This is a genomic window from Pseudomonas sp. PA-6-3C (assembly GCF_021605825.1).
In the GTDB taxonomy this organism is placed as follows: domain Bacteria; phylum Pseudomonadota; class Gammaproteobacteria; order Pseudomonadales; family Pseudomonadaceae; genus Aquipseudomonas; species Aquipseudomonas edaphica.
Map to the genome: position 1 here is coordinate 31151 of NZ_WKDV01000037.1, position 26060 is coordinate 57210.

The window sequence follows — 26060 nt, forward strand, 5'->3', positions numbered from 1 at the left end:
GTTACCTGTTCCTACGCCATTGAGTGGTCATCGTGTCCCGACTTTTTCCCGTTTTTGTCGTATTTGTCACCAGTTTGTTCATCACCGGGGCCGCTCAGGCTGAGGTCAAGGTGCTGACCAGCATCAAACCGTTGCAGTTGATCGCCGCCGCTGTGCAGGACGGCGTGGCGATTCCAGAGGTGCTGTTGCCGCCTGGCGCATCGCCGCATAACTATGCCTTGCGCCCATCCGACGTACGGCGCGTGCAGTCGGTAGACCTGCTGTATTGGATCGGCCCGGACATGGAGAGCTTCCTGCCACGCGTGCTCAAGGGGCGTAGCCTGCCGACTGTGGCCGTTCAGGACTTGCCTGGGATGAAGTTGCGTCGGTTCGCCGAAGATAGCCACTCGCATGCCGATGATGCCGACGAACACGACCACGATCACCGCCCTGGCAGCCTGGATGCGCACTTGTGGTTATCGACGGTCAATGCCCGCGTGATCGCTGCGCGCATGGCGTCTGACCTCAGCACTGCCGACCCGGCCAACGCTGCGCGTTATCAGAGCAATGTGAAGGCGTTCGATGAGCGTCTGGATGCTTTGGATGCACGCTTGAAGGCGCGCCTGTCCACCGTCGGCGACAAGCCGTACTTCGTGTTCCACGAGGCATTTGATTACTTCGAAGACGCTTACGGGCTCAAGCACACGGGCGTGTTCAGCGTGGCCGCCGAAGTGCAGCCGGGCGCTCAGCATGTTGCCGCGATGCGTACGCGTTTGCAGGAAGTGGGTAAGACGTGCGTGTTCAGCGAGCCGCCGTTGCGTCCGCGTTTGGCCGAGACTTTGGTGGCGGGCTTGCCGGTGAAGTTGGCAGAGCTGGATGCGTTGGGTGGCTATACCCCGGCGACGGCGCAGGGTTATGAGCAGGTACTGGAAAAGCTGGGGAATGACTTGGCCGGGTGCCTGGAGTCGCTCTAACAGCCAACACAGAATGACTGTGGGAGCTGGCTTGCCTGCGATGGCGATGTCGAATGACACACCGCTATCGCAGCGGTGCGACGATTCGACAAGCCAGCTCCCACATTGACCGAGTCGAGTACTAGAGCGCGAACGGCAGGTGGACTGTGACCTGCTGGCGCTGCGCCAGCCGATGCTCGAACTCCGCCGGGTCATGGATCAACACATCCTGCCCGGCAAACGATTCCGCGGCGATCAGGCGTGACAGCCAGAAACGCACGCACGCAACGCGCAGCAGGGTCGGCCACAGCTCGGCCTCCTTGGCGGTAAACGGCCGCAGCCCCGCGTAGGCGCCCAGCAACGCGCGGGCGCGTTGCCCATCAATCACGCCATCGGCGTCGGAGCACCAGTCATTCAAGGCGATTGCCACGTCGTAGAGCATCGGGCCTGAGCAGGCGTTGTAGAAGTCGATCAAACCGGTGAGGTGGGTGCCTTCGAACATCGCGTTGTCGCGGAACAGGTCGGCGTGTACGTTGGCGCGCGGCAGGGCGAGGATGTCGGCCTTGTGGGCTTCGATTTCGCTCAAGGACGCTTGCAGCAGACGCTGCTGGGCTTCGTTCAGGTGTGAAATAAGCTGCGCGCCTTCAGTGAGCATCCACTCCAGGCCGCGATCGGTCTTGCGCTCCAGCACTTTGTCGCCTTGCGTCGCTAGGTGCAGGTGGCCGAGCAGGTCGCCGACCTGGGCGCAATGCTGCGCGTTGGCGTCCTTTATGTGCTTGCCGGCCAGGCGCGGCTGCAACAGCGCCGGTTTGCCTTTGAGTTCGCGAAGCGCCATGCCATCGGTGGTACGCAGTGCGTAAGGCACCGGTAGGTCGGCGTCGTGGAGCACGTCTAGCAGTTCGATGAAGAACGGCATTTCCGCCACTGGGCCGCGCTCAACCAGAGTCAGGACGAATTCGCCCTGTTCCAGGCTGATAAAGAAGTTGGTGTTTTCGCTACCGGCGGCAATCCCCTGGAAATCAAGCAGGCGGCCGAGCCCGTAAGGGGCGAGAAAGGTTTCCAGCTCGGGCCGAGCCAGGGGGGTGAACACAGACATGTTTAAGCTGCCAGTACGGGCGCCGCAGTGCGCGGCGCCAATTTAAGTTAAGAAATCATTTCCATTCGAAGATCTTCCATGACGGGATCAGCATATCCGGCTGGTCAGAGCGGATGAAGTTCGCATCGGTTCCGTCCGCGCGCACCAGGAAATACGGTGGAAAGCCTTTTTGCGTCACCTTAATTGCGTACAGGAAGCCATTCTGGCGGTATTCCTGAATGGTCTTGTCGCCTTCCGTGCGAATGGTAACTTCCGGGTCGCCCGACGGCGCAGTATCCGCCGCCATGGCCACTATCGGGGTGAGTGCAATCAAGCCGGTCAACAACAGGCGATTTACTGTACGCATGATAACCTTGTCCCTTTGTCGTCATTGGTCCGGCTATTCTAGCGCCTGACCCGCCGAAAAGGTTGATCCTGCTCATGAGCCAAGCCCCCCTCGTCCTGGTGGACGGTTCTTCTTATCTGTACCGCGCCTTCCACGCGCTGCCACCGCTGACCACCTCCAAAGGCCTGCCGACCGGTGCGGTCAAGGGCGTGTTGAACATGCTCAAAAGCCTGCGCAAGCAGTACCCAAACAGCCCGTTCGCGGTGGTGTTCGACGCCAAGGGTGGGACCTTTCGCGATGAGATGTACGCCGAATATAAGGCCAACCGCCCAAGCATGCCCGATGACATGCGCCTGCAAATCGAGCCTTTGCACCAGAGCGTGATCGCCCTGGGCTTCCCTTTGCTGTGCGTTGAAGGCGTCGAGGCCGATGATGTGATCGGCACGCTGGCCCGCAGCAGCGCGGCGGCTGACCGTCCGGTAGTGATTTCTACCGGCGACAAGGACATGGCGCAGCTGGTGGACGGGCACATTACCTTGGTCAACACCATGACCGGTAGCTCGATGGACATCGAGGGCGTGAAGGAGAAATTCGGTGTCGCTCCGGAGCAGATCATCGATTATCTGGCGCTGATGGGCGATTCGTCCGACAACATCCCAGGCGTGCCGGGGATTGGTCCGAAGACGGCTTCCGGCTTGCTGGTGGGCGTGAATGGCGGCATCAAAGAGCTGTATGAGCAGTTGGATATCGTGCCGACCTTGCCGATCCGCGGGGCCAAGACCCTGCCGGCCAAGTTGGAAGAGCATAAGGAGATGGCATTCCTGTCCTATCAACTGGCGACGATCAAGGTCGACGTGCCGCTGGATGTGGGCCTGGATGATTTGCACCTGATCGAGCCGGACCGCGAAAAGCTGCTGGAGCTGTACACGCTGCTGGAGTTCAAGAGCTGGTTTGATGAAATCCAGCGTGATGCCAAGCGCGTTGAGCTCAAGGCTGCCCCTGTTGTTGAGGAGGCCGTCGAAGGGGTGGCACCCGCAGAAGCGTCTTACACCACCATCCTCGACCAGGCGACATTCGACGCCTGGCTGAAAAAACTCAACGCGGCAAAATTGTTCGCCTTCGACACCGAAACTACCGGGATCGATGCGCAACAGGCGCAATTGGTCGGGGTTTCCTTTGCCGTGCAGCCCCATGAAGCAGCTTACATCCCGCTGACCCATTCCTACATCGGCGCGCCGCAGCAACTGGACCGTGACACGGTACTGCTGGCCTTGAAGCCGTTGCTGGAGGACGCGACCAAGCTCAAGGTCGGCCAGCACGCCAAGTTCGACATGAACATCCTGGCCAACTGTGCCATCGGCGGCGACCAGGCCAACGGTATTACCGTGCGCGGCATCGCTTTCGACACCATGCTCGAATCCTATGTGCTGAACTCCACCGCGACCCGGCACGACATGGACAGCCTGGCCAAGAAGTACCTGGACTACGACACTGTCAGCTTCCAGGACATCGCCGGCAAGGGCGCCAAGCAGCTGACGTTCGACCAGATCCCGCTTGAGCAAGCCGGCCCTTATGCGGCCGAAGATGCCGACGTGACGCTGCGCCTGCACCAGGCTTTGCATGCGCAGCTTGAAGCCATTCCAAGCCTTGCCAGTGTGCTGACGGACATTGAAATACCCTTGGTGCCGGTGCTGGCGCGTATCGAGCGTCAAGGCGCATTGGTGGATAAGGCGCTGCTGGGCATCCAGAGTATCGAGCTGGGCAACAAGATGGTTGAGCTGGAGCGCCAGGCGTTTGAGATCGCCGGTGAAGAGTTCAACCTGGGCTCGCCCAAGCAACTCGGGGCGATTCTTTACGAGAAGCTCGGTTTGCCGGTATTGAAAAAGACCGGCAAAGGCCAGGCGTCCACGGCTGAAGAAGTATTGGCCAAGCTGGCCGAAGATGACTTCCTGTTGCCCAAGGTACTGATGCAGTACCGCAGCATGAGCAAGCTCAAAAGCACCTACACCGACCGCCTGCCGGAGCAGATCAACCCGCGTACCGGGCGTATTCACACGTCTTATCATCAGGCGGTGGCGGCGACCGGGCGTTTGTCGTCCAGTGATCCGAACCTGCAGAACATCCCGGTGCGCACCGCCGAAGGGCGGCGCATTCGCCAGGCGTTTGTCGCGCCTAAAGGCTACAAGTTGCTGGCGGCGGACTATTCGCAGATCGAACTGCGGATCATGGCGCATTTGTCCAAGGACGAGGGGCTGATGAATGCCTTCCGTAATGACCTGGACGTGCACACCGCCACCGCCGCCGAAGTGTTCAAGGTTGAGCTGACAGAGGTCACGTCCAACCAGCGCCGCAGTGCCAAGGCGATCAACTTTGGCCTGATCTACGGCATGGGCGCGCAGAAGCTCGGCAAGGACATTGGCGTGGATACCAAGACCGCCAAGGCCTACATTGATGTGTACTTTGCGCGCTACCCAGGCGTGCGTGAATACATGGAGCGCACCCGCGCCCAGGCGGCCGACCAGGGTTATGTCGAAACCTTCTTTGGGCGTCGGCTGTATCTGCCGGACATCAACTCCAACAAGCCTCAGGAGCGCGCGGCCGCAGAACGCACAGCGATTAACGCGCCGATGCAGGGCACCGCGGCGGACATCATCAAGAAAGCCATGGTGCTGGTGGACAACTGGCTGACCGAGTCGGGCCTGGATGCCAAGGTGATCCTGCAGGTGCACGATGAATTGGTGCTTGAGGTGCGTGAGGATCTGGTGGCGCAAGTCAGCGAGAAGATCCGCGAGCATATGAGCGCGGCGGCCAAGCTTGACGTGCCTTTGGTGGTAGACGTGGGCGTGGGCGATAACTGGGACGAAGCACACTGACAGCGCGGCTCTGCCATTGCCGAGGGTGATGGCAGAGCGCTTTAGATCAAAAGGCGTCGCAGGTTATTTCCAATAGTTTTTTTGACCTGCCGGAACTTAACCCGTGAACTGCTACTCAGAGTTACTGAATGGGTGGTGAAGCCCTTCAATGCTCCTATGTTGTGTTAAGTGTTGGCAGATATCTGGACCCCGCCCTAGCGGTCCGGAACTTGGACCCCGAACTTCCCCTCCCCATACGAAGTCCGGGGTTTTTTTTGCCTGCGCAAAAGTTATTCGGCGGTTTCCGCGCCCTTGTCTGCTAATTCCATCCAGCCGGCCAGCACGGTGTAAGCGTCTTCCAGGCCCATGCGCTTGGGCGCCGAGAACAACTGGATGGTGATCGCGTCGCCCCAACCTTTACGGATTTCGGACTGCACTTTGAGCAAGGTGTTCTTGGCTGCGCCGTAGGTCAGCTTGTCGGCCTTGGTCAGCAGGATATGCATCGGCATGCCGCTGGCGACGGCCCAATCGAGCATCAGCAGGTCGAAATCGGTCATTGGATGACGGATGTCCATCATCAGAATCAAGCCCTTCAAACTCTCGCGGCCACCCAGGTAAGCCTCAAGGTGACGCTGCCAGTGCAGCTTCAACGGGATGGGTACTTTTGCATAACCGTAGCCCGGCAGGTCGACCAGACGCCGATCATCGTCTAGCTTGAAGAAATTGAGCAGCTGCGTGCGGCCCGGGGTTTTCGAGGTGCGCGCCAGGCTGGCGTGGGTCAGGGTGTTCAGCGCGCTGGACTTACCGGCGTTGGAACGGCCGGCAAAGGCGACTTCAAAGCCCTCGTCATCGGGGCATTGGTCCACTTTGGCGGCGCTGAGCATGAACGTGGACTGTTGGCACAGGCCGAGGATGGGATTCTTGAGTTGCATGAGATTTCCGATGTGGGCGGTGCCGAGAAAGGGTGCGGCAAGCGGTGTCGTTTCCGTTTCAGTAGCGCCAGTATATAATGCCGCAGATTTTGTGTGTGCTTTGTCCCAGCGAAGGATGAAGTTCACGGGAGCGAAAGACCTTCATTGCGCATTAGAACGCAAAACGCTCTCAAACCCTGAAAAGGTCGATGTATGACCCGATGGTTATGCGCTTTTGGTGTCCTGATCGCGCTTTTAGGCGCTCAGGCTACACAGGATCCAGAGGCGCTGTACAACCGAGTTTGCATGGCTACGCTGATGCAACACGTGACTCAGGGTTTCAAGGCAATGCCGCCGCGTGGTTTGTGCATGGACTGCAGTACTGAGGATTACCAGGCCATCAACGCGTTGATGGTGAGTAAACCCGGTAGATAACTCTTAAACCCTTAGCCGTAGTTGGATTAGCTGATGAACAAACTGATCGTGAGTCTGCTGTTGACCTTGGGCATCACTGGCGCTGCCGTCGCTGCAGAGGGCCCCCTTAAAGGTGATGCCACTGCCGGTCAAGCGAAAGCCGCCGTATGTGGTGCTTGCCATGGACCGGATGGCAACAGCCCGGCGCCGAACTTCCCCAAACTGGCAGGCCAGGGTGAGCGTTACCTGACCAAGCAGATGCACGACATCAAGGACGGCAAGCGCACGGTGCTGGAAATGACCGGCTTGCTGACTAATCTCAGCGATCAGGACCTGGCGGACATCGCGGCGTATTTTGCCAGCCAGAAAGGCAGTGTGGGAGCTGCTGATCCGAAGCTCGTTGATAAAGGCCAGGCGTTGTTTCAAGGCGGCAAACTCGCTGAAGACCAACCTATCGGTGGCATGCCTGCCTGTAAGGCTTGTCACATCGCAGGTGGCAGTGGGCTGGCCGAGGCGGGTTTTCCCCACCTGAGTGGTCAGCACGCCCAATACACAGCCAAGCAGTTGAAGGACTTCCGCGAGAAGGTTCGCTCCATCGATGGCGATGCCAGCAACAAAATGATGACTGACATTGCGGCGAAACTTTCGGATAAAGATATCGAAGCGCTGTCCAGCTATATTCAGGGCCTGCACTGATTGGACCTGCGACGTTAACGCTCGATTAATCCATCGATGCAAGCATAAAAAGGGTGGCTTAGGCCGCCCTTTTTTGTGGCCGGTGCCGTTACACTAACGAACTCATGCCCGCGTAGACCTGTCACAACTAAAGGTCGCGTGAGGCGACTTTATTTGTCCAGGAGTAAAGCATGCGTAATCTGATCCTCAGCGCCGCTCTCGTCACTGTCAGCCTTTTCGGCATGACCGCGCAAGCTGCCGACGTGCCGCTTGAAGCCGGTAAAACCTACGTTGAATTGGCCAACCCGGTTCCGGTCTCGGAGCCAGGCAAGATCGAAGTGGTGGAGCTGTTCTGGTATGGCTGCCCGCATTGCTACGCCTTTGAGCCGACTATCAATCCTTGGGCCGAAAAACTTCCGTCCGACGTTAACTTCCGACGCATCCCGGCCATGTTCGGCGGCCCATGGGATGCCCACGGCCAACTGTTCCTGACCCTGGAAGCCATGGGTGTCGAGCACAAGGTTCACAACGCTGTATTTAATGCGATTCAAAAAGAAGGCAAGCGCCTGACCAAGCCTGACGAAATGGCTGACTTTGTTGCCACCCAAGGCGTCGACAAGGACAAGTTCCTGGCCACCTTCAACTCCTTCGCTATCCAGGGCCAAATCAAACAGGCCAAGGAACTCGCCCAGAAGTACGGCGTACAAGGCGTACCGACCATGATCGTCAACGGCAAATACCGTTTCGACCTGGGCACTACCGGTGGTCCTGAGCAAACCCTCAATGTTGCCGACCAACTGATCGCTAAAGAGCGCGCAGCCAAGTAAGGGGGCCATCATGCGCGGCTGGGGTACTGAACGTAGCGTTGGCCTGCATGAACCGCGGGTCAACGAACACCACCTGGAGTCCACGGGCTTGCCGGCAGACAGTCGTCTGCGGCTGCTCAGCTTCAATATTCAGGTGGGCAACAGTACCGAGAAGTATCGGCACTACCTCACCCGTGGCTGGCAGCATCTGCTGCCGCACAAAGGGCGTACCGGTAATCTGCAGAAAATCGGCGACCTGCTCAACGACTTCGATCTGGTCGCCTTGCAGGAAGCCGACGGCGGCAGCATGCGCTCCGGTTATGTCAATCAGGTGGAGCATCTCGCCCATCTCGGTGCTTTCCCTTATTGGTATCAGCAACTCAACCGCAACCTCGGGCGCCTGGCACAGCACAGCAATGGCGTGCTCAGCCGCTTGAAGCCGACAGCCATCGAAGATCACCCGTTGCCCGGCCCAAAAGGGCGCGGCGCGATTCTTGTGCGTTTCGGCGAAGGCCCGGAAGCCTTGGTGGTGGTGATGATGCACCTGGCGCTTGGAGCGCGTACACGCAACCTCCAGTTGGCCTACGTGCGTGATCTGATCGGCAACTACAAACACCAGGTACTGATGGGTGACATGAACACTCATGCCACCGACCTGTTGCAGAATTCCCCGTTGCGCGACCTCGGGTTACTGGCGCCGCAAGTCGAAGCCACGTTCCCCAGCTGGCGCCCGCAACGTTGTCTCGACCATATCCTGCTAAGCCCGAGCCTCACACTGGAAAGCGTGCAGGTGCTGGCGCAGCCCATTTCCGATCACCTGCCGGTCGCGGTAGAGATTCGTCTGCCGGGTTCGCTCACGGCTGACGCATTACCCGCGTTGAGCCCAGGCACCAGTGGCCCGCTTGCATGAGCGACGACGCCCAGCGCTGGAAAGAGAAATACCTTAAAAGCGTTGAGCAGCAAGACAAGCTCGAACGCCGCTGGGCTGCCCGTCTCGACCTGTTGCGCCGAGGCCTGGTGCGCAGCACGCTGGCGGCGGAAGGCACCGACCGTGCGGTTGACCAATGCATGAAGGAGATGCGCGATGTGGTGCGCACCGACGACATGGACGCCGCCCTCGCCGCCTTGCTGCCACGCCTGGAAAAGGCCGTGCTCGACTCGGAGCAGCGCCGCGAAACCCGGGTCGACCAGATCAGCACCGCGCTGACGGCCTTGGTCGCGCAGTTGCAGAAACTGCCCCTGCCGCGTGAAGTCGCCCGCCCGCTGAAAACCTTCGCCAAGCAGCTTGATGGCCGAGTCGGCCAGGCGCGTGAGATCCCGCTGCTGCTCAGCGAATTGAGCAGCCTGCAAGGGCAAGCGCTGAATAACCTGGAGCCGGAAGGCGAAGCCGCGCGTCCTGGGCCAGGCCTGCTGCAACGCCTGTTTGGTGCAAAGGATGTGTCGAATGAGGCGCCGGTGGTTGAATCTGCCCCGCTCTATGCACCGCAACCGCCGGCGTCGAAACCTGCTGCTGCCAAAGCCGCGCCCGAGCCACTGGAGCCCGTGCAATCCGAAGAGCTGACCCAAGCCTTGCGCGCTTTTGCGCCATTGCCGGTAACGCCGGCCGCCGCGCAGCCTGAACCCGCTGAGCCGGTCAAAGTGGCTGAAGTCGCCCGCGAAGCCTTTGCCTTTGAGGCACCGGCGCCGGAGCAAGCCCCCGTCGGGCCTGACGAAGTCTCTGAGCCAGAGATGCCCGAGCCAGCACTAGAGGAAGCCGCGCCCGAAAGCGCCCTTGCTGCATTTATCGAAGAGCCGCAGTTTGAGGTCGACACGCCAGATCAAACGCTCATCGGCAGCCTGTCGCTTCCGCCCGTGCTGGAACCCTGCGAGCCCGATCCCGATGCGCTGCAACCGGACGGCACCTACGCCCTGCCCGACTCCCCCGAGCCGTCCTATAGCTCGGTCGCCAAGCATATCGAAGACACCTTGCTTGGCTTGCTGGAGGATCTGTCCTTACCCGAGCGCCACCGGCCCCAGGCCGAAGCCATGCGCGAGCGCTTGGCCCACGGCTTGAACTGGTACGAATTGCTGCCGATCCTCGATGACCTGGCGGTGCTGATGCTGGCGATTACCGACAGTGGCCAGCATGAGTTCGAGGCCTACCTCAAGCAGCTTAATGAACGCCTCGAAGCCTTCCAGGGCCATCTGCAGGTGGCCAGTGAGGGGCACGCCGACAGCCGCTCGGCCGCACGGGAGCTGGATACGCAGATCCGTGAACAGGTCGACGGCCTGCAAAGCAGCGTGCAGGAAGCTGCTGACCTGGACAGCCTCAAGCATGTGCTGGAAAGCCACCTTGAAGGCTTGCTCGGCACCATGGACGAACACCGGCAGCAGCGTGACCAGCGCGAGCAGGAAGTCGCGGCGCGGCTCAAAAGCCTGGCCGAGCGGGTGGCGAACATGGAGCAGGAAGCCCAAGGTTATCGCGAGCATTTGGAAGTGCAGCGCCAGAAGGCCTTGATCGACCCGCTCACCGGCCTGCCCAACCGTGCGGCCTGGAGCGAGCGCCTGGATCATGAAGTGAATAGCTGGCATCAGCGCGGCAACAGCCTGTCACTGGCCATGCTCGACCTGGACCACTTTAAGCGCATCAACGATGGCTACGGCCACTTGGCCGGCGACAAGGTGCTGAAGATCATCGCCAATGTGTTGCGCAAGCGCCTGCGCTCCGGCGATTTTATCGCGCGATTTGGGGGTGAAGAGTTTGTATTGTTGATGCCTGACTCAGGTTTGGCAGATGCTTTGGACGTGGGTGAGGTGCTGCGTTCGGCCATCGAGGCATGCCCGTTCCACTTCAAAGGCGAGCCGGTGACCATCACGGTGTCCATGGGCGTGGCACAGTTCCTGCCGGGAGAACGCAGTGACCTGGCGCTAAAGCGTGCCGATGAGGCGTTGTATCGGGCCAAGGCCGCTGGACGCAACCGGGTGCAGGCGGCGTAAAAGATGTTCCATTTTGTGATTTGACCGTCGAGCCCCGAACCATCCGTTACACTGTTGCATTATCGTCTTCTGCGTACTGTCTTCCGCCATGAAATCCTTTTGCATTGCCTTTGTGCTTCTTTTGCTCGCCGGCTGCGCCAGCGGCCCGCGGCTGAACACCAGCCACCCTTCTTTGAACCACGACAACCGCGTGCAGTTCGTCATTGTCCATTACACCTCCGCCAGCCTTGAACGCTCCCTGGCGCTGCTCACGCACGGCCAGGTCAGCAGCCATTACCTCATTGGCGATGATGCTTCAGGCACCATCTACAAGCTGGTAGACGAGAGCCAGCGCGCCTGGCACGCCGGTGAAAGCGAATGGGCGGGCCGCACCTGGCTCAATTCCAGCTCCATTGGCATCGAGATCGTGAACCCAGGTTATACAGACGCGCCGACCGGCCGCCTGTGGTACCCGTACTCCGAGGCCCAGGTGCAGTCGTTGGTGGTGTTGCTCAAGGACATCAGCAAGCGCAACGGCATCGCCCCCAAAAACATTATCGGCCATAGCGACATTGCGCCATTGCGCAAGCTCGACCCAGGCCCGTTGTTCCCGTGGAAGCGCCTGGCGGCTGAAGGTTTGGGCGTGTGGCCGGATGCACAGGCGGTGGCTCGGTTCCAGCAACAGTATGCCGTTAGCCTGCCGAGTATTACGTGGTTCCAGGAAGAACTGGCGCGTCTGGGCTACCAGACGCCGCAGACGGGTGAGCTGGATGTGGCCACGCGCCATGTGATCGCGGCGTTCCAGATGCACTTCCGGCCATCACGGTTCGACGGCACGCCGGATGCGGAAAGTGCAGCTATCCTGAGCGCATTGAACCGCCGCTAAAGGTGTAACCCCATTCAAATGTGGGAGCGGGTTTGCCCGCGATGACGGAGTGTCAGTCAACAAAGTTTTGGCTGAACCACCATCATCGCGGGCAAGCCCGCTCCCACATTTTTTTATCCAGGCTACAACGGCAACGCCATATAGAACTGCGTACCCTGCCCCGGCCGCGAATACACGCCCATGCGACCGCCGTGCAACTGTACGATCTCCTTGCACAACGCCAGCCCCAGGCCAGCGCCGCCTTTCTTGCGGCCTACTTGTACGAAAGGTTCAAAGATGCGCCCCTGTTGGCCATAGGCAATACCCTCGCCGTTATCTTCAACGCTGATAATCACCCGTTCGCCGTGGCGACGCGCCTGCAAGCGAATCTGGCCACCATTGGCGGTATGTCGCAAAGCATTGCCTAGAAGGTTATCGAGTACACGCTCGAGTTGAACCTGGTCGGCGTACAGCCTGGGCAGTTCCGATTGGGCTTCCACCAGCAGTTCGATGTGTTGTGCGTTCGCGGGCTCCGTGAACCGGGCTCGTGCGTGCTCGAGCAAATCAGTGACATCGCATGGCCCGAGCGTGAGTTTTTGCAGACCGTTCTGGTAGCGCGAGAAGTTGAGCAGGTCGTTGATCAACTGCATCAGGCGCTGCATTTCTTCATTGACCGTATCCAGCAGGTCGGCCTCACGGGACTCGGCGGGAAACTTCGCCCGTTCGCGAAACAGCCCGAAGGCCATGTGCATGCCCGTCACCGGCGTGCGTAATTCGTGGGAGGCGCGCAATACGAACTCGCTGCGCACACGTTCGAACGCGCGTTGTTCGGTGACGTCATGCAGCACCATCACCGCACCTAGAATATGCCCTTGGGTATGGCTGACCGGCGTCAGGCTGTAGGTCAGCAGGCGCAGTTCGCCTTCGACTTCCACTTCCAGATCGTCCGGCGCGCGCTCCAGGTTGCCGCCGCGCAGCACCAGTTGCAGCTGCTCATCCATTTCAGGGCGACCCAAGGCTTCACCCAAGCCCTGGCCGAGGCGCTCTTCGTCCCAGCCCAACTGGCGCTGTGCCACGGGGTTAAGGTGTTCCAGACGGCCTTGGCGGTCAATCATCAGCAAGCCGTCGTCGATGCTGTCGAGCACTGCTTGCAGGCGTTGCTGGCCGGCCAGCAATTCATCGATATTGGTCGCCTGATGCTGACGCAGTGCTTCGGCCATGATGCCGAAACGACGGGTCAGCTGATTCATTTCTGCCGCCGATGAGATCGGCAGCGTCACTTCGAAATCGCCTTGCCCGATCTTGTCGGCGGCCTTGGCCAAGGCTTCAATTGGCCCGCCAAAGCGCCGGGCGATGCCATGGGCGGTGACGAAGCCGATGATCAACACCGCCAGGCCGACCAGCCCCAGCAAGCCGGCGATTAACAAGGCGCGATTGCGCGACTTGTGCTCGCTGTCGTTGATATTTTCCAGGGCGCCTTTGTGTTCAGCGATCAGTCCGTTACGCAGTGCATTGAAGGTTTCGGTGAGTTTTTCGTTTTTATTGTTGGCCAGTGAGCTTTGCTGAGCCTCGTCAAACGCCTTGAGGAAATTCAGGTAGTCGATGCGTGCCTGGCTGAAGCCACTGGTTCTGCCGTCCTGCTGCTCATGGGCGATGCCCTGGTCCAGCAGGGCAAAATAGTTCTGCTTGGACGTCTGCAGGGCAGCGGGGTCGGGCTGCTCCTCCAGCATCAGGATCAACTGGTCGCCCAAGGTCTGGCGCAGCTTGAGGCCCAGGTCCAGGGTGATAAAGTTGCTGCGGATCAGCGACTCCTGGCTCTTGGCCATTTGCATGACGCTGACCAGTCCCAGGACCAGTCCCAACAGGGCGACGGTTATCAGCGCTGAGATACTCAGAAACAACCGAGTGCGCAGTTTCATCGCAAGCTTCATAAGGTACAGCTCACAGGTTGTACTGTTTACGTTTGCGGTACAGGGTCGACGCGTCGATGCCCAGCGTGCGGGCCGCTTGATCCAAGGTGTCGCTGGTAGCGAGAACGGCGCCGATATGGGCTTTCTCCAGTTCGTCCAGGCTCAGTGCTGCGCCAATACGCGGGGCATTGTTGGTCGGCTGTTCGGCCATCCCGAGGTGGCTGATTTCAACCTTTTCCTGCGGGCAAATGATGCTGGCCCGCTCCACCACGTTACGCAGTTCGCGGATATTGCCCGGCCAGCGGTAGTTAAGCAGCGCTTCACGGGCGGCATCGCTGAAACCGCGTGCAGGTCGGGCATACTCCTTGACGAAGCGCGCCAGGAAACGGTCGGCCAGAGTCAGGATGTCTTCACTGCGCTCGCGCAGGGGCGGCAGGTGCAGGGTGATGACGTTGAGGCGGTAGAGCAAGTCTTCCCGGAAACGGCCGTCGCGCACCATGTCTTCCAGGTTCAGGTTGGTGGCCGCGAGGATGCGCACATCAGCACGTCGAGTGACCGGGTCGCCTACGCGCTCATATTCCTTGTCTTGAATGAATCGCAGCAGTTTTGGCTGCAACGTCAGGGGAAAGTCGCCGATCTCGTCGAGAAACAGCGTGCCGCCGTCGGCTTGGTTAACGCGGCCCAGCGTGCTCTCACTGGCGCCGGTAAACGCGCCACGGCTATGGCCGAACAACTCGCTTTCCATTAGCTCGGCTGTCAGTGACGGACAGTTAATGGTCACGCAGGATTTTTTCGAGCGTTTGCTCCACCCGTGAATGGCCCGGGCCAGCTCGCCTTTACCGGTGCCGGACTCACCGAGGATCAAAATATTGGCATCGGTGCCAGCCACCTGACGCGCAGTTTCCAGTACCACCATCATCGCCGGGCTGTGGGAATCGAGGCCGTCCTTGGGTTGGCGCACTGCGCCTTCCAGTGCTTCCAGGCGTGCGGAGAGCTGGCGCACTTCCAACTGCTTGGCGGTGGCCAGGCGCAGTTGATCGGGGCTGCACGGCTTGACCAGGTAGTCGGCGGCGCCGGCCTGGATCGCGTCAACGGCGGTGTCTACAGCCGAATGCGCGGTCACAATCACCACGCGCATCCATGGCGCCTGGATGCGCATCTGGGCCAACACATCCAGGCCATTGTCTTCACCCAGGCGCAGGTCCAGGAAGCACAGGTCGAATACCTGACGCTGCATCAAGGCATCGGCTTGGGCGGCGCTGTTGGCAGTGGCTACGCTGTAGCCTTCATCTTCCAGGCAGTAACGGAAGGTGCGGAGGATCGCGGATTCGTCATCCACTAAAAGAATGCGGCCTTGAAGTTCCTTGGCTGATTCCATCTGTCCCGCGCTCCTTAACTATAAATGATGGTGTTTAGTCCCGGATTAATCGGGCAAGTTGCATGGTTTATTCTGATTCATAAAAGGCATCTTCGCGCAGGTATCTTCACGTTCCCCTACAAAGGCGCCGATTGATGGCGTTTTCTTGCCTTCTTGCCAATTCGGCAACGCCCGCGGTTGTTTCGATCCATTGACCCGACCACTGACCATCGTGCATTTCGCACGGCCTGCAAAGGGGCATCGTGCAGGATGCTGTTCGATACTGTATTGGTGTATCTATAACTAATTGATTTTATTGAGTTTTATTTTGTAAAAAAACTGGCATGCACTCTGCAATAGCTCTCCCAACGAATAGTCAAAATGCGGGAGAAATGCAGCATGACTCGCCAAAGCCTCAGCCAACTACGTGTATCGCCACTGCGCTTGCAGCAAGGTCTGTTCGCCAGCCTGGCTTTGATGGTCACGTTGATTGCCGGCCAGCAGATGCAGCATTGGCAGCAAAGTCAGCAGCAAACCGCGCAATTCGAACGTCCGTCGATGACCCAAACCCATTTCCGTTCCGTTGGCAGCGCCAGCGCTACTACTGAAGTAACCGCCCCGCAATTGAGAGTGGCAGGCCAGGATTCAACCCTGGGTGAATTGCCAACCCAAGAGCGCTGGGTGTTCTAAGCAAGAAAAGGTCGCTTGTGTTGAGCGGCTGCACGGCACTACCGCTGTTACCCCTATAAAAGCGTAAGGAGAATCACCATGTTGAGTTGGGCAATCACATTTCTGATCATCGCCATTGTGGCTGCAGTCCTGGGCTTCGGTGGTATCGCGGGCACCGCCACGGGTATCGCAAAAATTCTGTTTGTGGTTTTCCTGGTGATGTTCATCGCTTCGTTCTTCTTTGGTCGTCGCGGCCGAGGCTGAATATGACCATTTTGTCCTTTAAAGCCATGGCTGCCGCCCTGCTCTTGGGCGGCAGCGGGCTGGTGATGGCCGCCAATGACGGCCAATCCCGAGCCAACGAATTGCTTAGTGCGGATAAGCAGTACCGCGAAACCTGGCAAAGCGTGGTGAAGAAAGAACAGCGCTTGCCGGAATGGGTGATGAACCTGTCCGGTACGGCCGAGCAAATGAATGCCGTTGAAGAAGATGGCGACAAGTATTTGGTGGGGCCGCTCTGTGAGACTGCAGATACGTGCCTGAACAAGCGCCTGATCGTTGCCTTTAGCCTCGACAAGGAAGATGCCTACGCCATGTTGGTGGAAGTCCCGGCCGGTTTGCCGGCAGACAAATCCCCGACACGGCACGCCGATTACCGTTTTATCGGTAAGCCGAACGAAGGCATGCAAAAGCTGCTGATGGAGCAGCTTAAGAAAGATCCGAATTGGTACTAGGTTCCGTCTGATGCGTCTGTCGTCTGCGGAGCCGGCGTCCATAGAAAGAAGCCCCTCGCTTCTTTCTGTCTGCATCGCCCGCCAAGGGTGATGCATGACCAGGGGGCCGGGTTGCTCTGATCAATCGAGATCGGCGTGACCTACGGGTACAGGGAGTGCCTGCGCAAGGGCCGGGTCAGGTGAAAAGCTGCGACGCAAGTTCACAAGCCCTCACGCTTGCTGAACTTGCGACGGGCTTGTCACTCTCATGCTCCGCTTCTTATACGGCTCATAGCCGACAATTTCTCTTTTGCGCGCGCCTAACCATTACTTGGTGTTTCGTGGCGACCATCTATCGAGAAAATTTTGGCTGCGCCATAGGACATTTCTGGCGCCAGGTCAGTGAATTCCCAGGCATTTTCGCCAACCTGTATAAGTCGTCCAACATCTCTGAGCGAGCCGGTATTGGCCGGTTAACGGCATATTCACGGGCTTTAATGGCGGATTTGAACTGACCGTTCGGACAGCTAATTTCAAAAAAAGTCATGCCGATTCGGCATAGGGTAGGCGTTTACGGCATTAGACGTCGAACCCTTGCATGGGAATAGTTGCGCCTTTTTTCGCCTGCCAGTAAGCCATTTCGGCCATGCTGCGGTGACCTTCCATGGAGGCAAATGCGCACACTTTTTCGCTTCCGAGCGTTGCGAGTGGCGCATTTGCCTTAAGTCCACTTGAAGTAAGGGTAATGACATGAAGAAGGCAAAGCTAAGCCTCGCCTGGCAGATCCTCATCGGTTTGGTACTGGGGATCGCAATCGGTGCAGTGCTCAACCATTTCAGTGCTGAAAAAGCCTGGTGGATCAGCAATGTGTTGCAGCCAGCGGGCGATATCTTTATCCGCCTGATCAAGATGATCGTGATCCCGATTGTGATTTCCTCGCTGATTGTTGGCATCGCCGGCGTAGGGGATGCGAAGAAGCTGGGGCGGATCGGCGTCAAAACCATTCTTTACTTCGAAGTGGTCACCACCATCGCCATTGTGGTCGGCCTGTTGCTTGCCAACCTGTTCCACCCGGGCGCTGGCATCGACATGAGTACCCTGGGTACCGTCGATATTTCCAAATACACCGCCACCGCCGCCGAAGTGCAGCATGAGCATGCGTTCATCGAAACCATCCTCAACCTGATCCCATCGAATATTTTCGCTGCCGTTGCCCGTGGCGACATGCTGCCGATCATCTTCTTCTCGGTGCTGTTCGGCCTGGGCTTGTCGAGCCTCAAGCCTGAGCTGCGCGAACCGCTGGTGACCATGTTCCAGGGCGTGTCCGAGAGCATGTTCAAAGTGACCCACATGATCATGAAGTACGCCCCAATCGGTGTATTTGCCTTGATCGCGGTAACCGTCGCCAACTTCGGTTTCGCCTCCTTGCTGCCGCTGGCCAAGCTGGTGATCCTGGTTTACGTCGCCATCCTGTTCTTCGCCTTTGCGGTACTGGGCCTGATCGCCCGCCTGTTCGGCTTCTCGATTCTCAAGCTGATGCGCATCTTCAAGGATGAGTTGGTACTGGCCTACTCCACCGCCAGCTCCGAAACCGTGTTGCCGCGTGTGATCGAGAAGATGGAAGCCTACGGTGCGCCGAAGGCCATCTGCAGCTTCGTAGTGCCAACTGGCTACTCGTTCAACCTCGACGGTTCGACCCTGTACCAGAGTATCGCGGCCATCTTTATCGCCCAGCTGTATGGCATCGACCTGTCGATTGGCCAGCAACTGATGCTGGTACTGACCCTGATGGTCACCTCCAAAGGTATCGCCGGCGTGCCCGGCGTGTCCTTCGTGGTGTTGCTGGCTACCCTGGGCAGCGTGGGCATTCCGCTGGAAGGCCTGGCCTTTATCGCCGGTGTCGACCGTGTGATGGACATGGCGCGTACCGCACTCAATGTGATCGGCAACGCCCTGGCCGTTCTGGTTATCTCTCGTTGGGAAGGCATGTACGACGATGCCAAGGGCGAGCGCTACTGGAACTCGCTGCCGCACTGGCGCAGCAAAGAAGCCGCACCGACCGCACAAGCTACCCGCGGCTGATAGCACCGCTGCTTTGAAACAAACCCCGGAAAATTCCGGGGTTTGTCGTTTCTGCCAGCCCCGCTATCATTCGCCCCATCTTTCGGGGGATTCAACTGATGCTCAATGGCCTGTGGCTTAGCTTCTTTGTCGTGGCAATGGTGTCAGCACTGGCGCAATGGCTGGTTGGCGGTAATGCCGGGATTTTTGCGGCGATGGTCGAAAGCATTTTCGCCATGGCCAAACTGTCGGTGGACGTGATGGTGCTGCTGTTCGGCACCCTGACCTTATGGCTGGGCTTTTTGCGCATCGCCGAAAAAGCGGGCATCGTCGATTGGCTGGCCAAGGCGCTCGGCCCGCTGTTTCGCCGTTTGATGCCGGAAGTGCCCGCTGGCCACCCGGCCATCGGCTTGATCACCCTCAACTTCGCCGCCAATGGCCTGGGCCTGGACAACGCCGCCACACCGATTGGCCTGAAAGCCATGAAGGCGTTGCAGGAACTCAACCCCATCCCCAACACCGCGAGCAACGCGCAGATTCTGTTCCTGGTGCTTAACGCGTCCTCGCTGACGCTGTTGCCGGTGACGATCTTCATGTACCGCGCCCAGCAAGGCGCCGCCGACCCGACGCTGGTGTTCCTGCCGATCCTGCTGGCCACCAGCGCCTCAACGCTGGTGGGCCTGTTGTCGGTGGCTGTCATGCAGCGCCTGCGCTTGTGGGACCCGGTGGTGCTGGCGTATCTGATTCCCGGCGCGCTGATGCTGGGCGGCTTTATGGCGTTGCTGGCGACACTGTCCGCCACGGCGCTGGCGGGCCTGTCGTCGATCCTCGGCAACCTGACGCTGTTTGGCTTGATCATGCTGTTTCTGGTGATCGGTGCGTTGCGCAAGGTGAAGGTGTATGAGGCATTTGTCGAAGGTGCCAAAGAGGGCTTCGATGTTGCCAAGAACCTGCTGCCGTATCTGGTGGCGATGCTTTGTGCAGTGGGCGTATTGCGCGCCTCCGGGGCGTTGGACTTTGGCCTGGAGGGGATTCGCCATGTGGTGGCCTGGACGGGCATGGACACGCGCTTTGTCGATGCATTGCCGACGGCGATGGTCAAGCCGTTCTCCGGCAGCGCAGCGCGGGCGCTGTTGATCGAGACCATGCAGGCCAAGGGCGTGGACAGCTTCCCGGCGTTGGTCGCGGCGACGATTCAGGGCAGTACCGAGACCACCTTTTATGTGTTGGCGGTGTACTTTGGTTCGGTGGGCATCCAGCGCGCGCGGCATGCGGTTGGATGTGCGCTGCTGGCGGAGTTCGCCGGTGTGGTGGCGGCAATTTCGGTGTGCTACTGGTTTTTTGGTTAAGGCTTAGATCGCTATCGCAGGCAAGCCAGCTCCCACATTTTGATTTGTGAACACCGTCAAATGTGGGAGCTGGCTTGCCTGCGAAGAGGCACTCAGCGTTTCGCAGCAGCATTGCCCTGCTGCACCACCCACTCCACCACCTGCTTATTCAACCGATCCCCCGCCTGCCCAAACGCCGCCACTACCGCGGGCACTTTTGTATCGCCGACCGGCTGCTTCACCTCAAACCGCCGACTGGCAATAATCCGCTGATCACTGCCACGCACCAGCCGCGCATCCAGGCGGATCACCACCTCCACCGCACTGCCATGGTACTCACTCTGAAACGCCTGCAACTGCCCGCCCAGCTCGTAATCGGCCTGCAGGTTGGTCTCGTCGGTACTCAGCAGCGTCACCCGCCCATCGCGCTGGAAACCGTCCGTAAACCGATTGCGCAGCAACACCGGCGTCGGGTCGCTCCAGCGTGAGTTCGCGTAGCTGCTGATCAGGTCGCCGTTTGGCACTACGGCGATGCGCGGGCTGTCGAGAAACTCGCTGCTCTGCGGCTTGGACACACGCAGCGACCAGCTCACCGGCGCGCCTTGGGTGCTGGTTGGCGCCGACGCCAGGCGATACACATCAGACGGATCCGGCTTGGGCAGGATCGAGCAGGCGCTGATCAGTACCAAGGCCAGCGGGGCGATTATTTGGTAAGCACGCTTCATGGCGTGAACTCCTTGTTCTTGTCGCTGCCCAGCAGGTAACCGCTGGGGTTGGCTTCGAGGCGGCGGGAGATGGCGCGCAGCGAACCGAGGGTTTCGCGCAGTTCGCGCACGGCCGGTGCCAGTTCGTTGAGGCCCTGCATGCCGCTGTTCACCGAGTCTTTGTTGTTGGTCAGCAAGGTGTTGATGGTCGTGGTGCTTTGTTCCAGCGACTTCATGGCCTGCTCGGCACTGCCGAAGGCTTGCTTGCCTTGGTCATTGAGCAAGCCGTTGGCATTGCGCATCAACGTGGTGGTTTGCTCCAGCGCGGCGCTCGCCTGCTTGCTCACCTGCATCAACTGTTGCATCACCACCTTGATATCACCGCGTTGGTCGGCAATGGCGCCGGTGGTTTGTTGCAAGTTGTCCAGGGTGTTGCTCAGGCGCTCGACGTTCTCCCGCGAGAACATGTGGTTGGCGTTGTGCAGCAGCAGGTTGATGCTGGTCATTAGGTCGTTGCTGTTATTGAGCAGGCGCGCAATGGGGGACGGCGAGGCGATAATTTCCGGCAGGTTGCCGTCCTTGCCCTTGAGCTCCGGGCTTTGCGGCGTACCACCGCTGAGCTGGATGATCGAGGTGCCGGTGATGCCGGTCAGTGCCAGCTTGGCCTGGGTGTCTTCCTTGATCGGTGTCTGCCCGGCCAGGCGGATGCGTGCGAGTACCCGGCGCGGGTCTTTCGGGTCCAGGCGCAGGCTGGTGACATCGCCCACCTTGATCCCGCTGTATTGCACCGAACTGCCTTGGGACAGGCCGCTGACCGCCTCGTTGAACACCACCTCGTAGTCCTGGAAGGCGCTGTCGACGCTGGACTTGGCCAGCCACAGGCCGAACAGCATGGCGCCGACCACCACGATCACGCTGAACAGACCGATCATCACATGATGGGCTCGGGTTTCCATGTCATACCTCGTTAAGCGATTGAGCGGCATCCAATGCCGCGCGGCCACGGGGGCCGTGGAAATATTCGTGAATCCAGGCGTCGTCTGTTTCCGAGACGATATCGATGGCATCGGCCACCAGCACTTTCTTCTGCGCCAGCACCGCCACACGGTCGGTGATGGTGTAGAGCGTGTCGAGGTCGTGGGTGACCAGGAACACGCTCAAGCCCAGCGCATCGCGCAGGGTGAGGATCAGTTGGTCGAATTGCGCCGCGCCAATCGGGTCGAGGCCGGCGGTGGGTTCGTCCAGGAACAGAATGTCCGGGTCCAGGGCCAGGGCGCGTGCCAGGGCCGCGCGCTTGATCATGCCGCCGGACAGTGACGCCGGGTATTTATCCGCCGCCGACAAAGGCAGCCCCGCCAGCGCTAGCTTGACTGCCGCCAAGTGTTCGGCGTCGCGACGGCTGAGGCCGGCGTGTTCGATCAACGGCAGGGCGACGTTTTCGGTGACCGTCAGCGAGGAAAACAGCGCACCCTTCTGGAACAGCACGCCAAAGCGCCGTTCCACCAGCGAGCGTTCATGTTCCGACAAATTGGGCAGGTTCTTGCCGAATACCCGCACCTCACCTTCGCTGGGCCGCCGCAGGCCGACGATGCTGCGAAGCAGTACCGACTTGCCGCTGCCGGAGCCGCCGACCACCGCGAGGATCTCGCCTTTGTACAAATCCAGATCGAGGTTTTCGTGCACGCTCTGGCTGCCAAAGCGATTGCACAGGCCGCGCACTTCGATCACCGCCTCAGTGGGCGCACGGTGTAGACGACTCACCAGCCCATCTCCATAAAGAACATCGCGGCGACCGCATCCAGCACAATCACCACGAAAATAGACTGCACCACGCTGGAGGTGGTGTGCGCGCCGACCGATTCGGCGCTGCCGCTGACCTTGAAGCCTTCGAGGCAGCCAATCGCCGCGATCAGGAAGGCGAAAATCGGCGCTTTCACCATCCCCACCAAAAAGTGCTGCACGCCAATGTCCGATTGCAGCAGCGAGAGAAACATCGCCGGTGAAATATCCAGGGCGACGGCACACACCACGCCGCCGCCGACAATCCCCGAGAGCATCGCCAAAAATGTCAGCATCGGCAGCGACACAAGCAGCGCCATTACCCGTGGCAGCACCAACAGTTCCATCGGGTCCAGGCCCAGGGTGCGGATCGCGTCGATTTCTTCGTTAGCCTTCATCGAGCCGATTTGCGCGGTAAAGGCGCTGGCCGTTCGGCCTGCGATCAGGATGGCGGTAAGCAATACGCCGAATTCTCGCAGGAAAGAAAACGCCACCAGGTCCACGGTAAAAATCGTCGCACCGAAGCTTTTGAGCACGGTGGCGCCGAGGAACGCCACCACGGCGCCCACCAGAAAGGTCAGCAACGCGACGATGGGCGCAGCGTCGAGGCCGGTTTGTTCGATATGCGCGACCATCGGTGTGATGCGCCAGCGCTTGGGGCGCAAAACGCCACGGGCGAAGGTTTCGAGGATCAGGCCGATAAAGCCCAGCAGTTTCATGCCGTCCTGCCATACCGTGTCGACAGCTCGACCGATACGCGCCAGCACTTGGATACCGACGGCTTCTTCCGGCTCTTTGTCGGGTACGCAGAAATCGTTCAGGGAGCGGTAGACGGTTTTGAGCAGTGCCCGGTCGGCGGTAGACAAGCTGCAATCGGTCTGCTCGGCGGAATGCTCGATGCGCTCCGGGCCCAGCAACTCGACCAGCAGCGAGGCACCCGCGGTATCCAGGGCGCCGAGGCCATTGAGGTCGATGCGTGCACCGGCGTCGTATTGGCCGTCGAGCTTGTCGCTCAGCTTTTTAAGATTGGCGTAGTGGGCAAGCGTCCAGTCCCCCGTAATCCTGAGCAACGGGGGAACGCTGGAGGTGTCGAGGTGGGCTGCGCCGGCCGTGGTACGAGTGGTCATAAGCTCCGAGCTTGTTTGGCTATCCACAATTGCTACGTAATAGCACGATACGGCCTACTTTGGGTTGTCCGTTTGTGCTGGGTCAGTGACTTTAAAACGCAGCACGCCGATGACTTGCCCATCCTCCGTCAACACCTGCACCTGCCAGCGCCCGACCGCGTCGGCCGGGAAATTCTGCTTGTGGGTCCAGGCGCGATAGCCTTCCTTGCGTCCGCCATGGATATCCAGGGCGATGCGGTCGACCTCTTGGCCGTTGAATTTCCACACATGGTAAATCCGCTCATCAAGCCCGCGTGGCGCGTTGATCGCGGTGTAAGCGTACAGCCCGCCGCTGCGCAGTTGCGCGGCGGTGACTTCCTTGAGGTCATCGCCCGGTGTGCGGTCTTGCAGCTGGGTGCTGATCGCCACTTCGGTCATCCACAATGTGGCCGGCGGCACCCAGCTGCGCAGGAACCAACCGGCGCAGCCGATGGCGGCCGTCACCCCGAGCAGCATCGCCCAGCCTTTGACGCTGCGCAGCGGCAGGCTCGCGGCCAGGCTCGGGATCGACAGCGCCATGGCCACGCCGAGCGCCAATTTGTAACTCTCGGCGGTAGTCAGGTGCATGATGATGGGCAGTGCGGTGAGCAGTGCCGCGAACAAGGTCAGGGTGTGCAGCGCCAGGAACAGCGAGCGCTTGGGTGCCAGCCACTTGTAGTACAGCGGGTCGGTGATCGACACCAGCGCCGCCGCGCCGAGCAGGCCAGTGAATACGGATTGGCCGCTGTTCCAGGCGGTGGTGACGAAAAAGAACGGCAATACGAAGAACAGGCTTTCCTGGTGGATCATCTGGGTCGCGTAGCGCAGCAGCGGCTCGGGGATTTCGCGCTTGAAGACTTTGGCGAACAGCTGGGTAAAGCTGTTTTCCAGCATCAGCCACAGCCAGCTCACCAGCATGATCACCGCGATCCAGCTGGCCATGCCCTGCTGGCGGTCCACCAGGATGAAGCTGCACACACCGGATATGAAACCGCCGAGTGCGATCACCCCTGGATAGCGCTTGATCAGTTCGATAATGCGCTGGATAAGGGGCGGTAGATTTGGCATTGGCGATTCACAATTGGTGTAGGAAAAATCCCAGACAGAATAACGTCTTAGCCCTGTGTTCGGTGCCTCATTACGTGATCCGTTTGCGATAAAGGCGCACGCCGATCAACACACTGGCGATCAGCACGAGTACACCGGCACCGATCCAGCTCAGGGCGTCATAGCTCAGCAAGGGTTTTTCGATGCGCCAGTAGCCCTTCTGGTTAAAAACCTCGCGCATGGCCTGGTTGGTTTGCGCCAGGTTGACGGCCTTGATGCGCTTGGCCGGGTCGCTGATATGGCCATCGGCATAGTCGCCGGCAGCGCTCCAGTAATAGTCGGCCAGCGCGCTGTTACCCTGCACCGCCCAGGCTTGGCGCGCGATGGCAGCTTGCTGCAGGCGGGCGAATACCGCTGGGTCGAGGCCGTCCTTGAGCAGTTGTGCCGTGAGGTTCTGCAACACCTGTTCAGCCTCAGGGAGTTTGTCGCGCTCAAGGTCGGCATTCAGGCTGAGGAAGCCGACGCCGCCGAGCACTTCGCGCTCACTCCATGGGCCGTAGGACAAACCGTGCTTGAGGCGCAGCTGACGGTACAGCGCCCAGTCGAGGTAGTCCTTGAGCAAATCGTAGGTTTCATCGTGTTGGTCGTCCAAAACCGGTTCGGGGAACAGCCAGTGCAGTTTGGCGCTGTCACCAACCCAGCCGTGGATAAGGTCGCGATGGCTGGCGGCGGTGTGCTGGATTTCCGGCAGCGGCCGGTGCTCGGTGGGTTCGACCGGATCAAGTTGACCGTAAGTGCGCTCCAGGTACGCCGGAAGCAGTTTGTCGAGGTCGCCGACGATAATCAGGGTCATGTTGTTGGGCGCGTACCAATGTGTGCGCAGGGTTTGCAATTGATCACGGGTCAGTTGGCTGACTTCGGCACGTTCGGCGCATTTGAGCCCCAGTTCGACGGCCAATTGGTTGCTGGCGGTGTGACCCAGGTCCTGGCGGTCGAGCAAGCGTTGCAGGTGCGAGTAATGGCCGCCGTCTTCGCGCTCGACCACTTTTTTTGCGGCATTGATGTTCGCGTCGGTCAGTTCGGTGCGGGTGAGGATCGCCAGTAACAGGTCCAGCACCTTGCGCTGGTTTTGCGCGGGTGCCTCGATCACAAAGGTGGTATCGGCATTGCTGGTGTAGGCGTTCCATTCGCCGCCGAGGGCTTGCATGCGGTCCTCAAGGTCGCCTTCACCACCGCCGTCGATGCCGCTGAACAGCAAGTGTTCGAGCAAGTGCGGCAGTTCTTTTTCGTCGCAGGGAAAGTCATCCAGGCCTACGCCGACCACCAGGCGGATCGCCACGTGCCCACGCTCGGTGCCCGGCTTGAGCAGCAATTGCAGGCCGTTGGGCAAGGTGTAGCCTTCGACTTGCAGGCGGTCGAAGGCAAAGGTGTGTGCCGAGCCCATGAGCAGGCAGGCAAGTAACAGGCGACGCATAACAAGCTTCCTGGCGGGTGAGGTCCATTGTTAACTGACTTC

The 26060-nt window shown here is 59.8% G+C and carries 24 protein-coding genes; 13 read left to right on the top strand and 11 right to left on the bottom strand.

The window, feature by feature from the left end; translation table 11 throughout:
* Nucleotides 1-23 precede the first annotated feature (23 nt).
* Nucleotides 24-953 carry a metal ABC transporter solute-binding protein, Zn/Mn family gene (locus GIW48_RS22115; protein WP_017139097.1) on the top strand — a complete coding sequence of 310 codons (930 nt, stop codon included), beginning with the start codon at nucleotides 24-26 and terminating at the stop codon, nucleotides 951-953.
* 121 nt (nucleotides 954-1074) lie between these two features.
* Here the strand turns inward: GIW48_RS22115 and GIW48_RS22120 are convergent, their stop codons facing one another.
* Together GIW48_RS22120 and GIW48_RS22125 are read right to left on the bottom strand one after the other, a co-directional pair.
* On the bottom strand, nucleotides 1075-2028 hold the full coding sequence (locus GIW48_RS22120; RefSeq protein WP_017139094.1) for a homoserine kinase: 954 nt from the start codon (nucleotides 2026-2028) through the stop codon (nucleotides 1075-1077).
* 55 nt (nucleotides 2029-2083) lie between these two features.
* Entirely contained in the window at nucleotides 2084-2374 is a 291-nt protein-coding gene (locus tag GIW48_RS22125; protein WP_017139093.1) for a DUF2782 domain-containing protein, read from the bottom strand.
* A gap of 74 nt (nucleotides 2375-2448) precedes the next feature.
* Between GIW48_RS22125 and polA the strand changes: the two genes are divergently transcribed.
* Nucleotides 2449-5226 (top strand): DNA polymerase I, encoded by a 2778-nt coding sequence (gene polA / locus GIW48_RS22130; RefSeq protein WP_017139092.1) that lies wholly within the window; start codon nucleotides 2449-2451, stop codon nucleotides 5224-5226.
* 269 nt (nucleotides 5227-5495) lie between these two features.
* Here the strand turns inward: polA and yihA are convergent, their stop codons facing one another.
* Entirely contained in the window at nucleotides 5496-6137 is a 642-nt protein-coding gene (gene yihA / locus GIW48_RS22135) for a ribosome biogenesis GTP-binding protein YihA/YsxC (protein ID WP_017139091.1), read from the bottom strand.
* 192 nt (nucleotides 6138-6329) lie between these two features.
* Here yihA and GIW48_RS22140 point away from each other — a divergent pair, with 192 nt between their 5' ends.
* The 6 genes from GIW48_RS22140 to GIW48_RS22165 all read left to right on the top strand — a co-directional run bounded on the left by GIW48_RS22140 (nucleotide 6330) and on the right by GIW48_RS22165 (nucleotide 11852).
* On the top strand, nucleotides 6330-6551 hold the full coding sequence (locus tag GIW48_RS22140; RefSeq protein WP_017139090.1) for a cytochrome: 222 nt from the start codon (nucleotides 6330-6332) through the stop codon (nucleotides 6549-6551).
* A gap of 33 nt (nucleotides 6552-6584) precedes the next feature.
* The gene (locus tag GIW48_RS22145) at nucleotides 6585-7226 is read left to right on the top strand and encodes a c-type cytochrome (RefSeq protein ID WP_017139089.1); all 642 of its coding nucleotides are present in this window, start codon (nucleotides 6585-6587) and stop codon (nucleotides 7224-7226) included.
* Between the two features lie 170 nt (nucleotides 7227-7396).
* Entirely contained in the window at nucleotides 7397-8032 is a 636-nt protein-coding gene (gene dsbA / locus GIW48_RS22150; protein WP_017139088.1) for a thiol:disulfide interchange protein DsbA, read from the top strand.
* 7 nt (nucleotides 8033-8039) lie between these two features.
* A complete protein-coding gene (locus tag GIW48_RS22155; RefSeq protein ID WP_419789530.1) occupies nucleotides 8040-8921 on the top strand; it encodes an endonuclease/exonuclease/phosphatase family protein in 882 nt (293 codons plus the stop codon).
* Nucleotides 8918-10987 (top strand): diguanylate cyclase, encoded by a 2070-nt coding sequence (locus tag GIW48_RS22160; protein ID WP_236460931.1) that lies wholly within the window; start codon nucleotides 8918-8920, stop codon nucleotides 10985-10987. The genes GIW48_RS22155 and GIW48_RS22160 overlap by 4 nt, the downstream gene beginning before the upstream one ends.
* Nucleotides 10988-11075: 88 nt before the next feature.
* Entirely contained in the window at nucleotides 11076-11852 is a 777-nt protein-coding gene (locus GIW48_RS22165) for an N-acetylmuramoyl-L-alanine amidase (protein WP_236460930.1), read from the top strand.
* Between the two features lie 122 nt (nucleotides 11853-11974).
* Here GIW48_RS22165 and GIW48_RS22170 read toward each other — a convergent pair whose 3' ends face one another.
* Nucleotides 11975-13762: an ATP-binding protein gene (locus tag GIW48_RS22170; RefSeq protein WP_017139084.1), complete on the bottom strand. Its 1788-nt coding sequence runs from the start codon at nucleotides 13760-13762 to the stop codon at nucleotides 11975-11977.
* Nucleotides 13763-13772: 10 nt separating this feature from the next.
* Nucleotides 13773-15119, bottom strand: a complete 1347-nt coding sequence (gene algB, locus GIW48_RS22175) for a sigma-54-dependent response regulator transcription factor AlgB (RefSeq protein ID WP_017139083.1) — start codon at nucleotides 15117-15119, stop codon at nucleotides 13773-13775.
* A gap of 378 nt (nucleotides 15120-15497) precedes the next feature.
* Between algB and GIW48_RS22180 the strand changes: the two genes are divergently transcribed.
* The 5 genes from GIW48_RS22180 to GIW48_RS22200 all read left to right on the top strand — a co-directional run bounded on the left by GIW48_RS22180 (nucleotide 15498) and on the right by GIW48_RS22200 (nucleotide 19890).
* A complete protein-coding gene (locus tag GIW48_RS22180) occupies nucleotides 15498-15788 on the top strand; it encodes a hypothetical protein (RefSeq protein WP_017139082.1) in 291 nt (96 codons plus the stop codon).
* Between the two features lie 78 nt (nucleotides 15789-15866).
* Nucleotides 15867-16031, top strand: coding sequence for a DUF1328 domain-containing protein (locus GIW48_RS22185; RefSeq protein ID WP_003170804.1), 165 nt, complete (start codon nucleotides 15867-15869; stop codon nucleotides 16029-16031).
* 2 nt (nucleotides 16032-16033) lie between these two features.
* Nucleotides 16034-16501 carry an inhibitor of vertebrate lysozyme family protein gene (locus GIW48_RS22190; protein ID WP_169987972.1) on the top strand — a complete coding sequence of 156 codons (468 nt, stop codon included), beginning with the start codon at nucleotides 16034-16036 and terminating at the stop codon, nucleotides 16499-16501.
* A gap of 729 nt (nucleotides 16502-17230) precedes the next feature.
* On the top strand, nucleotides 17231-18562 hold the full coding sequence (gene gltP / locus GIW48_RS22195) for a glutamate/aspartate:proton symporter GltP (RefSeq protein ID WP_017139080.1): 1332 nt from the start codon (nucleotides 17231-17233) through the stop codon (nucleotides 18560-18562).
* A 98-nt stretch (nucleotides 18563-18660) separates the two neighbouring features.
* Nucleotides 18661-19890 (top strand): nucleoside recognition domain-containing protein, encoded by a 1230-nt coding sequence (locus GIW48_RS22200; protein ID WP_236460929.1) that lies wholly within the window; start codon nucleotides 18661-18663, stop codon nucleotides 19888-19890.
* A gap of 92 nt (nucleotides 19891-19982) precedes the next feature.
* Here the strand turns inward: GIW48_RS22200 and GIW48_RS22205 are convergent, their stop codons facing one another.
* From GIW48_RS22205 to GIW48_RS22230, 6 genes are all read right to left on the bottom strand, one after another.
* Nucleotides 19983-20594, bottom strand: coding sequence for an ABC-type transport auxiliary lipoprotein family protein (locus GIW48_RS22205; RefSeq protein ID WP_236460928.1), 612 nt, complete (start codon nucleotides 20592-20594; stop codon nucleotides 19983-19985).
* Nucleotides 20591-21529, bottom strand: a complete 939-nt coding sequence (locus GIW48_RS22210) for an MlaD family protein (protein ID WP_056861024.1) — start codon at nucleotides 21527-21529, stop codon at nucleotides 20591-20593. The genes GIW48_RS22205 and GIW48_RS22210 overlap by 4 nt, the downstream gene beginning before the upstream one ends.
* A 1-nt stretch (nucleotide 21530) precedes the next feature.
* Nucleotides 21531-22334: an ABC transporter ATP-binding protein gene (locus tag GIW48_RS22215; RefSeq protein WP_236460927.1), complete on the bottom strand. Its 804-nt coding sequence runs from the start codon at nucleotides 22332-22334 to the stop codon at nucleotides 21531-21533.
* Nucleotides 22331-23479 (bottom strand): ABC transporter permease, encoded by a 1149-nt coding sequence (locus GIW48_RS22220; RefSeq protein ID WP_236460926.1) that lies wholly within the window; start codon nucleotides 23477-23479, stop codon nucleotides 22331-22333. The genes GIW48_RS22215 and GIW48_RS22220 overlap by 4 nt, the downstream gene beginning before the upstream one ends.
* A gap of 54 nt (nucleotides 23480-23533) precedes the next feature.
* Nucleotides 23534-24565 (bottom strand): DUF5924 family protein, encoded by a 1032-nt coding sequence (locus tag GIW48_RS22225; RefSeq protein WP_017139074.1) that lies wholly within the window; start codon nucleotides 24563-24565, stop codon nucleotides 23534-23536.
* Nucleotides 24566-24635: 70 nt separating this feature from the next.
* The gene (locus GIW48_RS22230; protein WP_236460925.1) at nucleotides 24636-26018 is read right to left on the bottom strand and encodes a M16 family metallopeptidase; all 1383 of its coding nucleotides are present in this window, start codon (nucleotides 26016-26018) and stop codon (nucleotides 24636-24638) included.
* Between the last annotated feature and the right edge of the window lie 42 nt (nucleotides 26019-26060).

Bases quoted from the DNA above. Each gene is read 5' to 3' on its own strand.
- yihA (WP_017139091.1), bottom strand. From the start codon at position 6,137: ATGCAACTCAAGAATCCCATCCTCGGCCTGTGCCAACAGTCCACGTTC.
- dsbA (WP_017139088.1), top strand. From the start codon at position 7,397: ATGCGTAATCTGATCCTCAGCGCCGCTCTCGTCACTGTCAGCCTTTTC.
- GIW48_RS22125 (WP_017139093.1), bottom strand. From the start codon at position 2,374: ATGCGTACAGTAAATCGCCTGTTGTTGACCGGCTTGATTGCACTCACC.
- GIW48_RS22180 (WP_017139082.1), top strand. From the start codon at position 15,498: ATGACTCGCCAAAGCCTCAGCCAACTACGTGTATCGCCACTGCGCTTG.
- GIW48_RS22170 (WP_017139084.1), bottom strand. From the start codon at position 13,762: ATGAAGCTTGCGATGAAACTGCGCACTCGGTTGTTTCTGAGTATCTCA.
- GIW48_RS22200 (WP_236460929.1), top strand. From the start codon at position 18,661: ATGCTCAATGGCCTGTGGCTTAGCTTCTTTGTCGTGGCAATGGTGTCA.
- GIW48_RS22210 (WP_056861024.1), bottom strand. From the start codon at position 21,529: ATGGAAACCCGAGCCCATCATGTGATGATCGGTCTGTTCAGCGTGATC.
- GIW48_RS22220 (WP_236460926.1), bottom strand. From the start codon at position 23,479: ATGACCACTCGTACCACGGCCGGCGCAGCCCACCTCGACACCTCCAGC.
- gltP (WP_017139080.1), top strand. From the start codon at position 17,231: ATGAAGAAGGCAAAGCTAAGCCTCGCCTGGCAGATCCTCATCGGTTTG.
- GIW48_RS22185 (WP_003170804.1), top strand. From the start codon at position 15,867: ATGTTGAGTTGGGCAATCACATTTCTGATCATCGCCATTGTGGCTGCA.
- GIW48_RS22165 (WP_236460930.1), top strand. From the start codon at position 11,076: ATGAAATCCTTTTGCATTGCCTTTGTGCTTCTTTTGCTCGCCGGCTGC.
- polA (WP_017139092.1), top strand. From the start codon at position 2,449: ATGAGCCAAGCCCCCCTCGTCCTGGTGGACGGTTCTTCTTATCTGTAC.
- GIW48_RS22140 (WP_017139090.1), top strand. From the start codon at position 6,330: ATGACCCGATGGTTATGCGCTTTTGGTGTCCTGATCGCGCTTTTAGGC.
- GIW48_RS22225 (WP_017139074.1), bottom strand. From the start codon at position 24,565: ATGCCAAATCTACCGCCCCTTATCCAGCGCATTATCGAACTGATCAAG.
- GIW48_RS22160 (WP_236460931.1), top strand. From the start codon at position 8,918: ATGAGCGACGACGCCCAGCGCTGGAAAGAGAAATACCTTAAAAGCGTT.
- algB (WP_017139083.1), bottom strand. From the start codon at position 15,119: ATGGAATCAGCCAAGGAACTTCAAGGCCGCATTCTTTTAGTGGATGAC.
- GIW48_RS22145 (WP_017139089.1), top strand. From the start codon at position 6,585: ATGAACAAACTGATCGTGAGTCTGCTGTTGACCTTGGGCATCACTGGC.
- GIW48_RS22190 (WP_169987972.1), top strand. From the start codon at position 16,034: ATGACCATTTTGTCCTTTAAAGCCATGGCTGCCGCCCTGCTCTTGGGC.
- GIW48_RS22205 (WP_236460928.1), bottom strand. From the start codon at position 20,594: ATGAAGCGTGCTTACCAAATAATCGCCCCGCTGGCCTTGGTACTGATC.
- GIW48_RS22230 (WP_236460925.1), bottom strand. From the start codon at position 26,018: ATGCGTCGCCTGTTACTTGCCTGCCTGCTCATGGGCTCGGCACACACC.
- GIW48_RS22120 (WP_017139094.1), bottom strand. From the start codon at position 2,028: ATGTCTGTGTTCACCCCCCTGGCTCGGCCCGAGCTGGAAACCTTTCTC.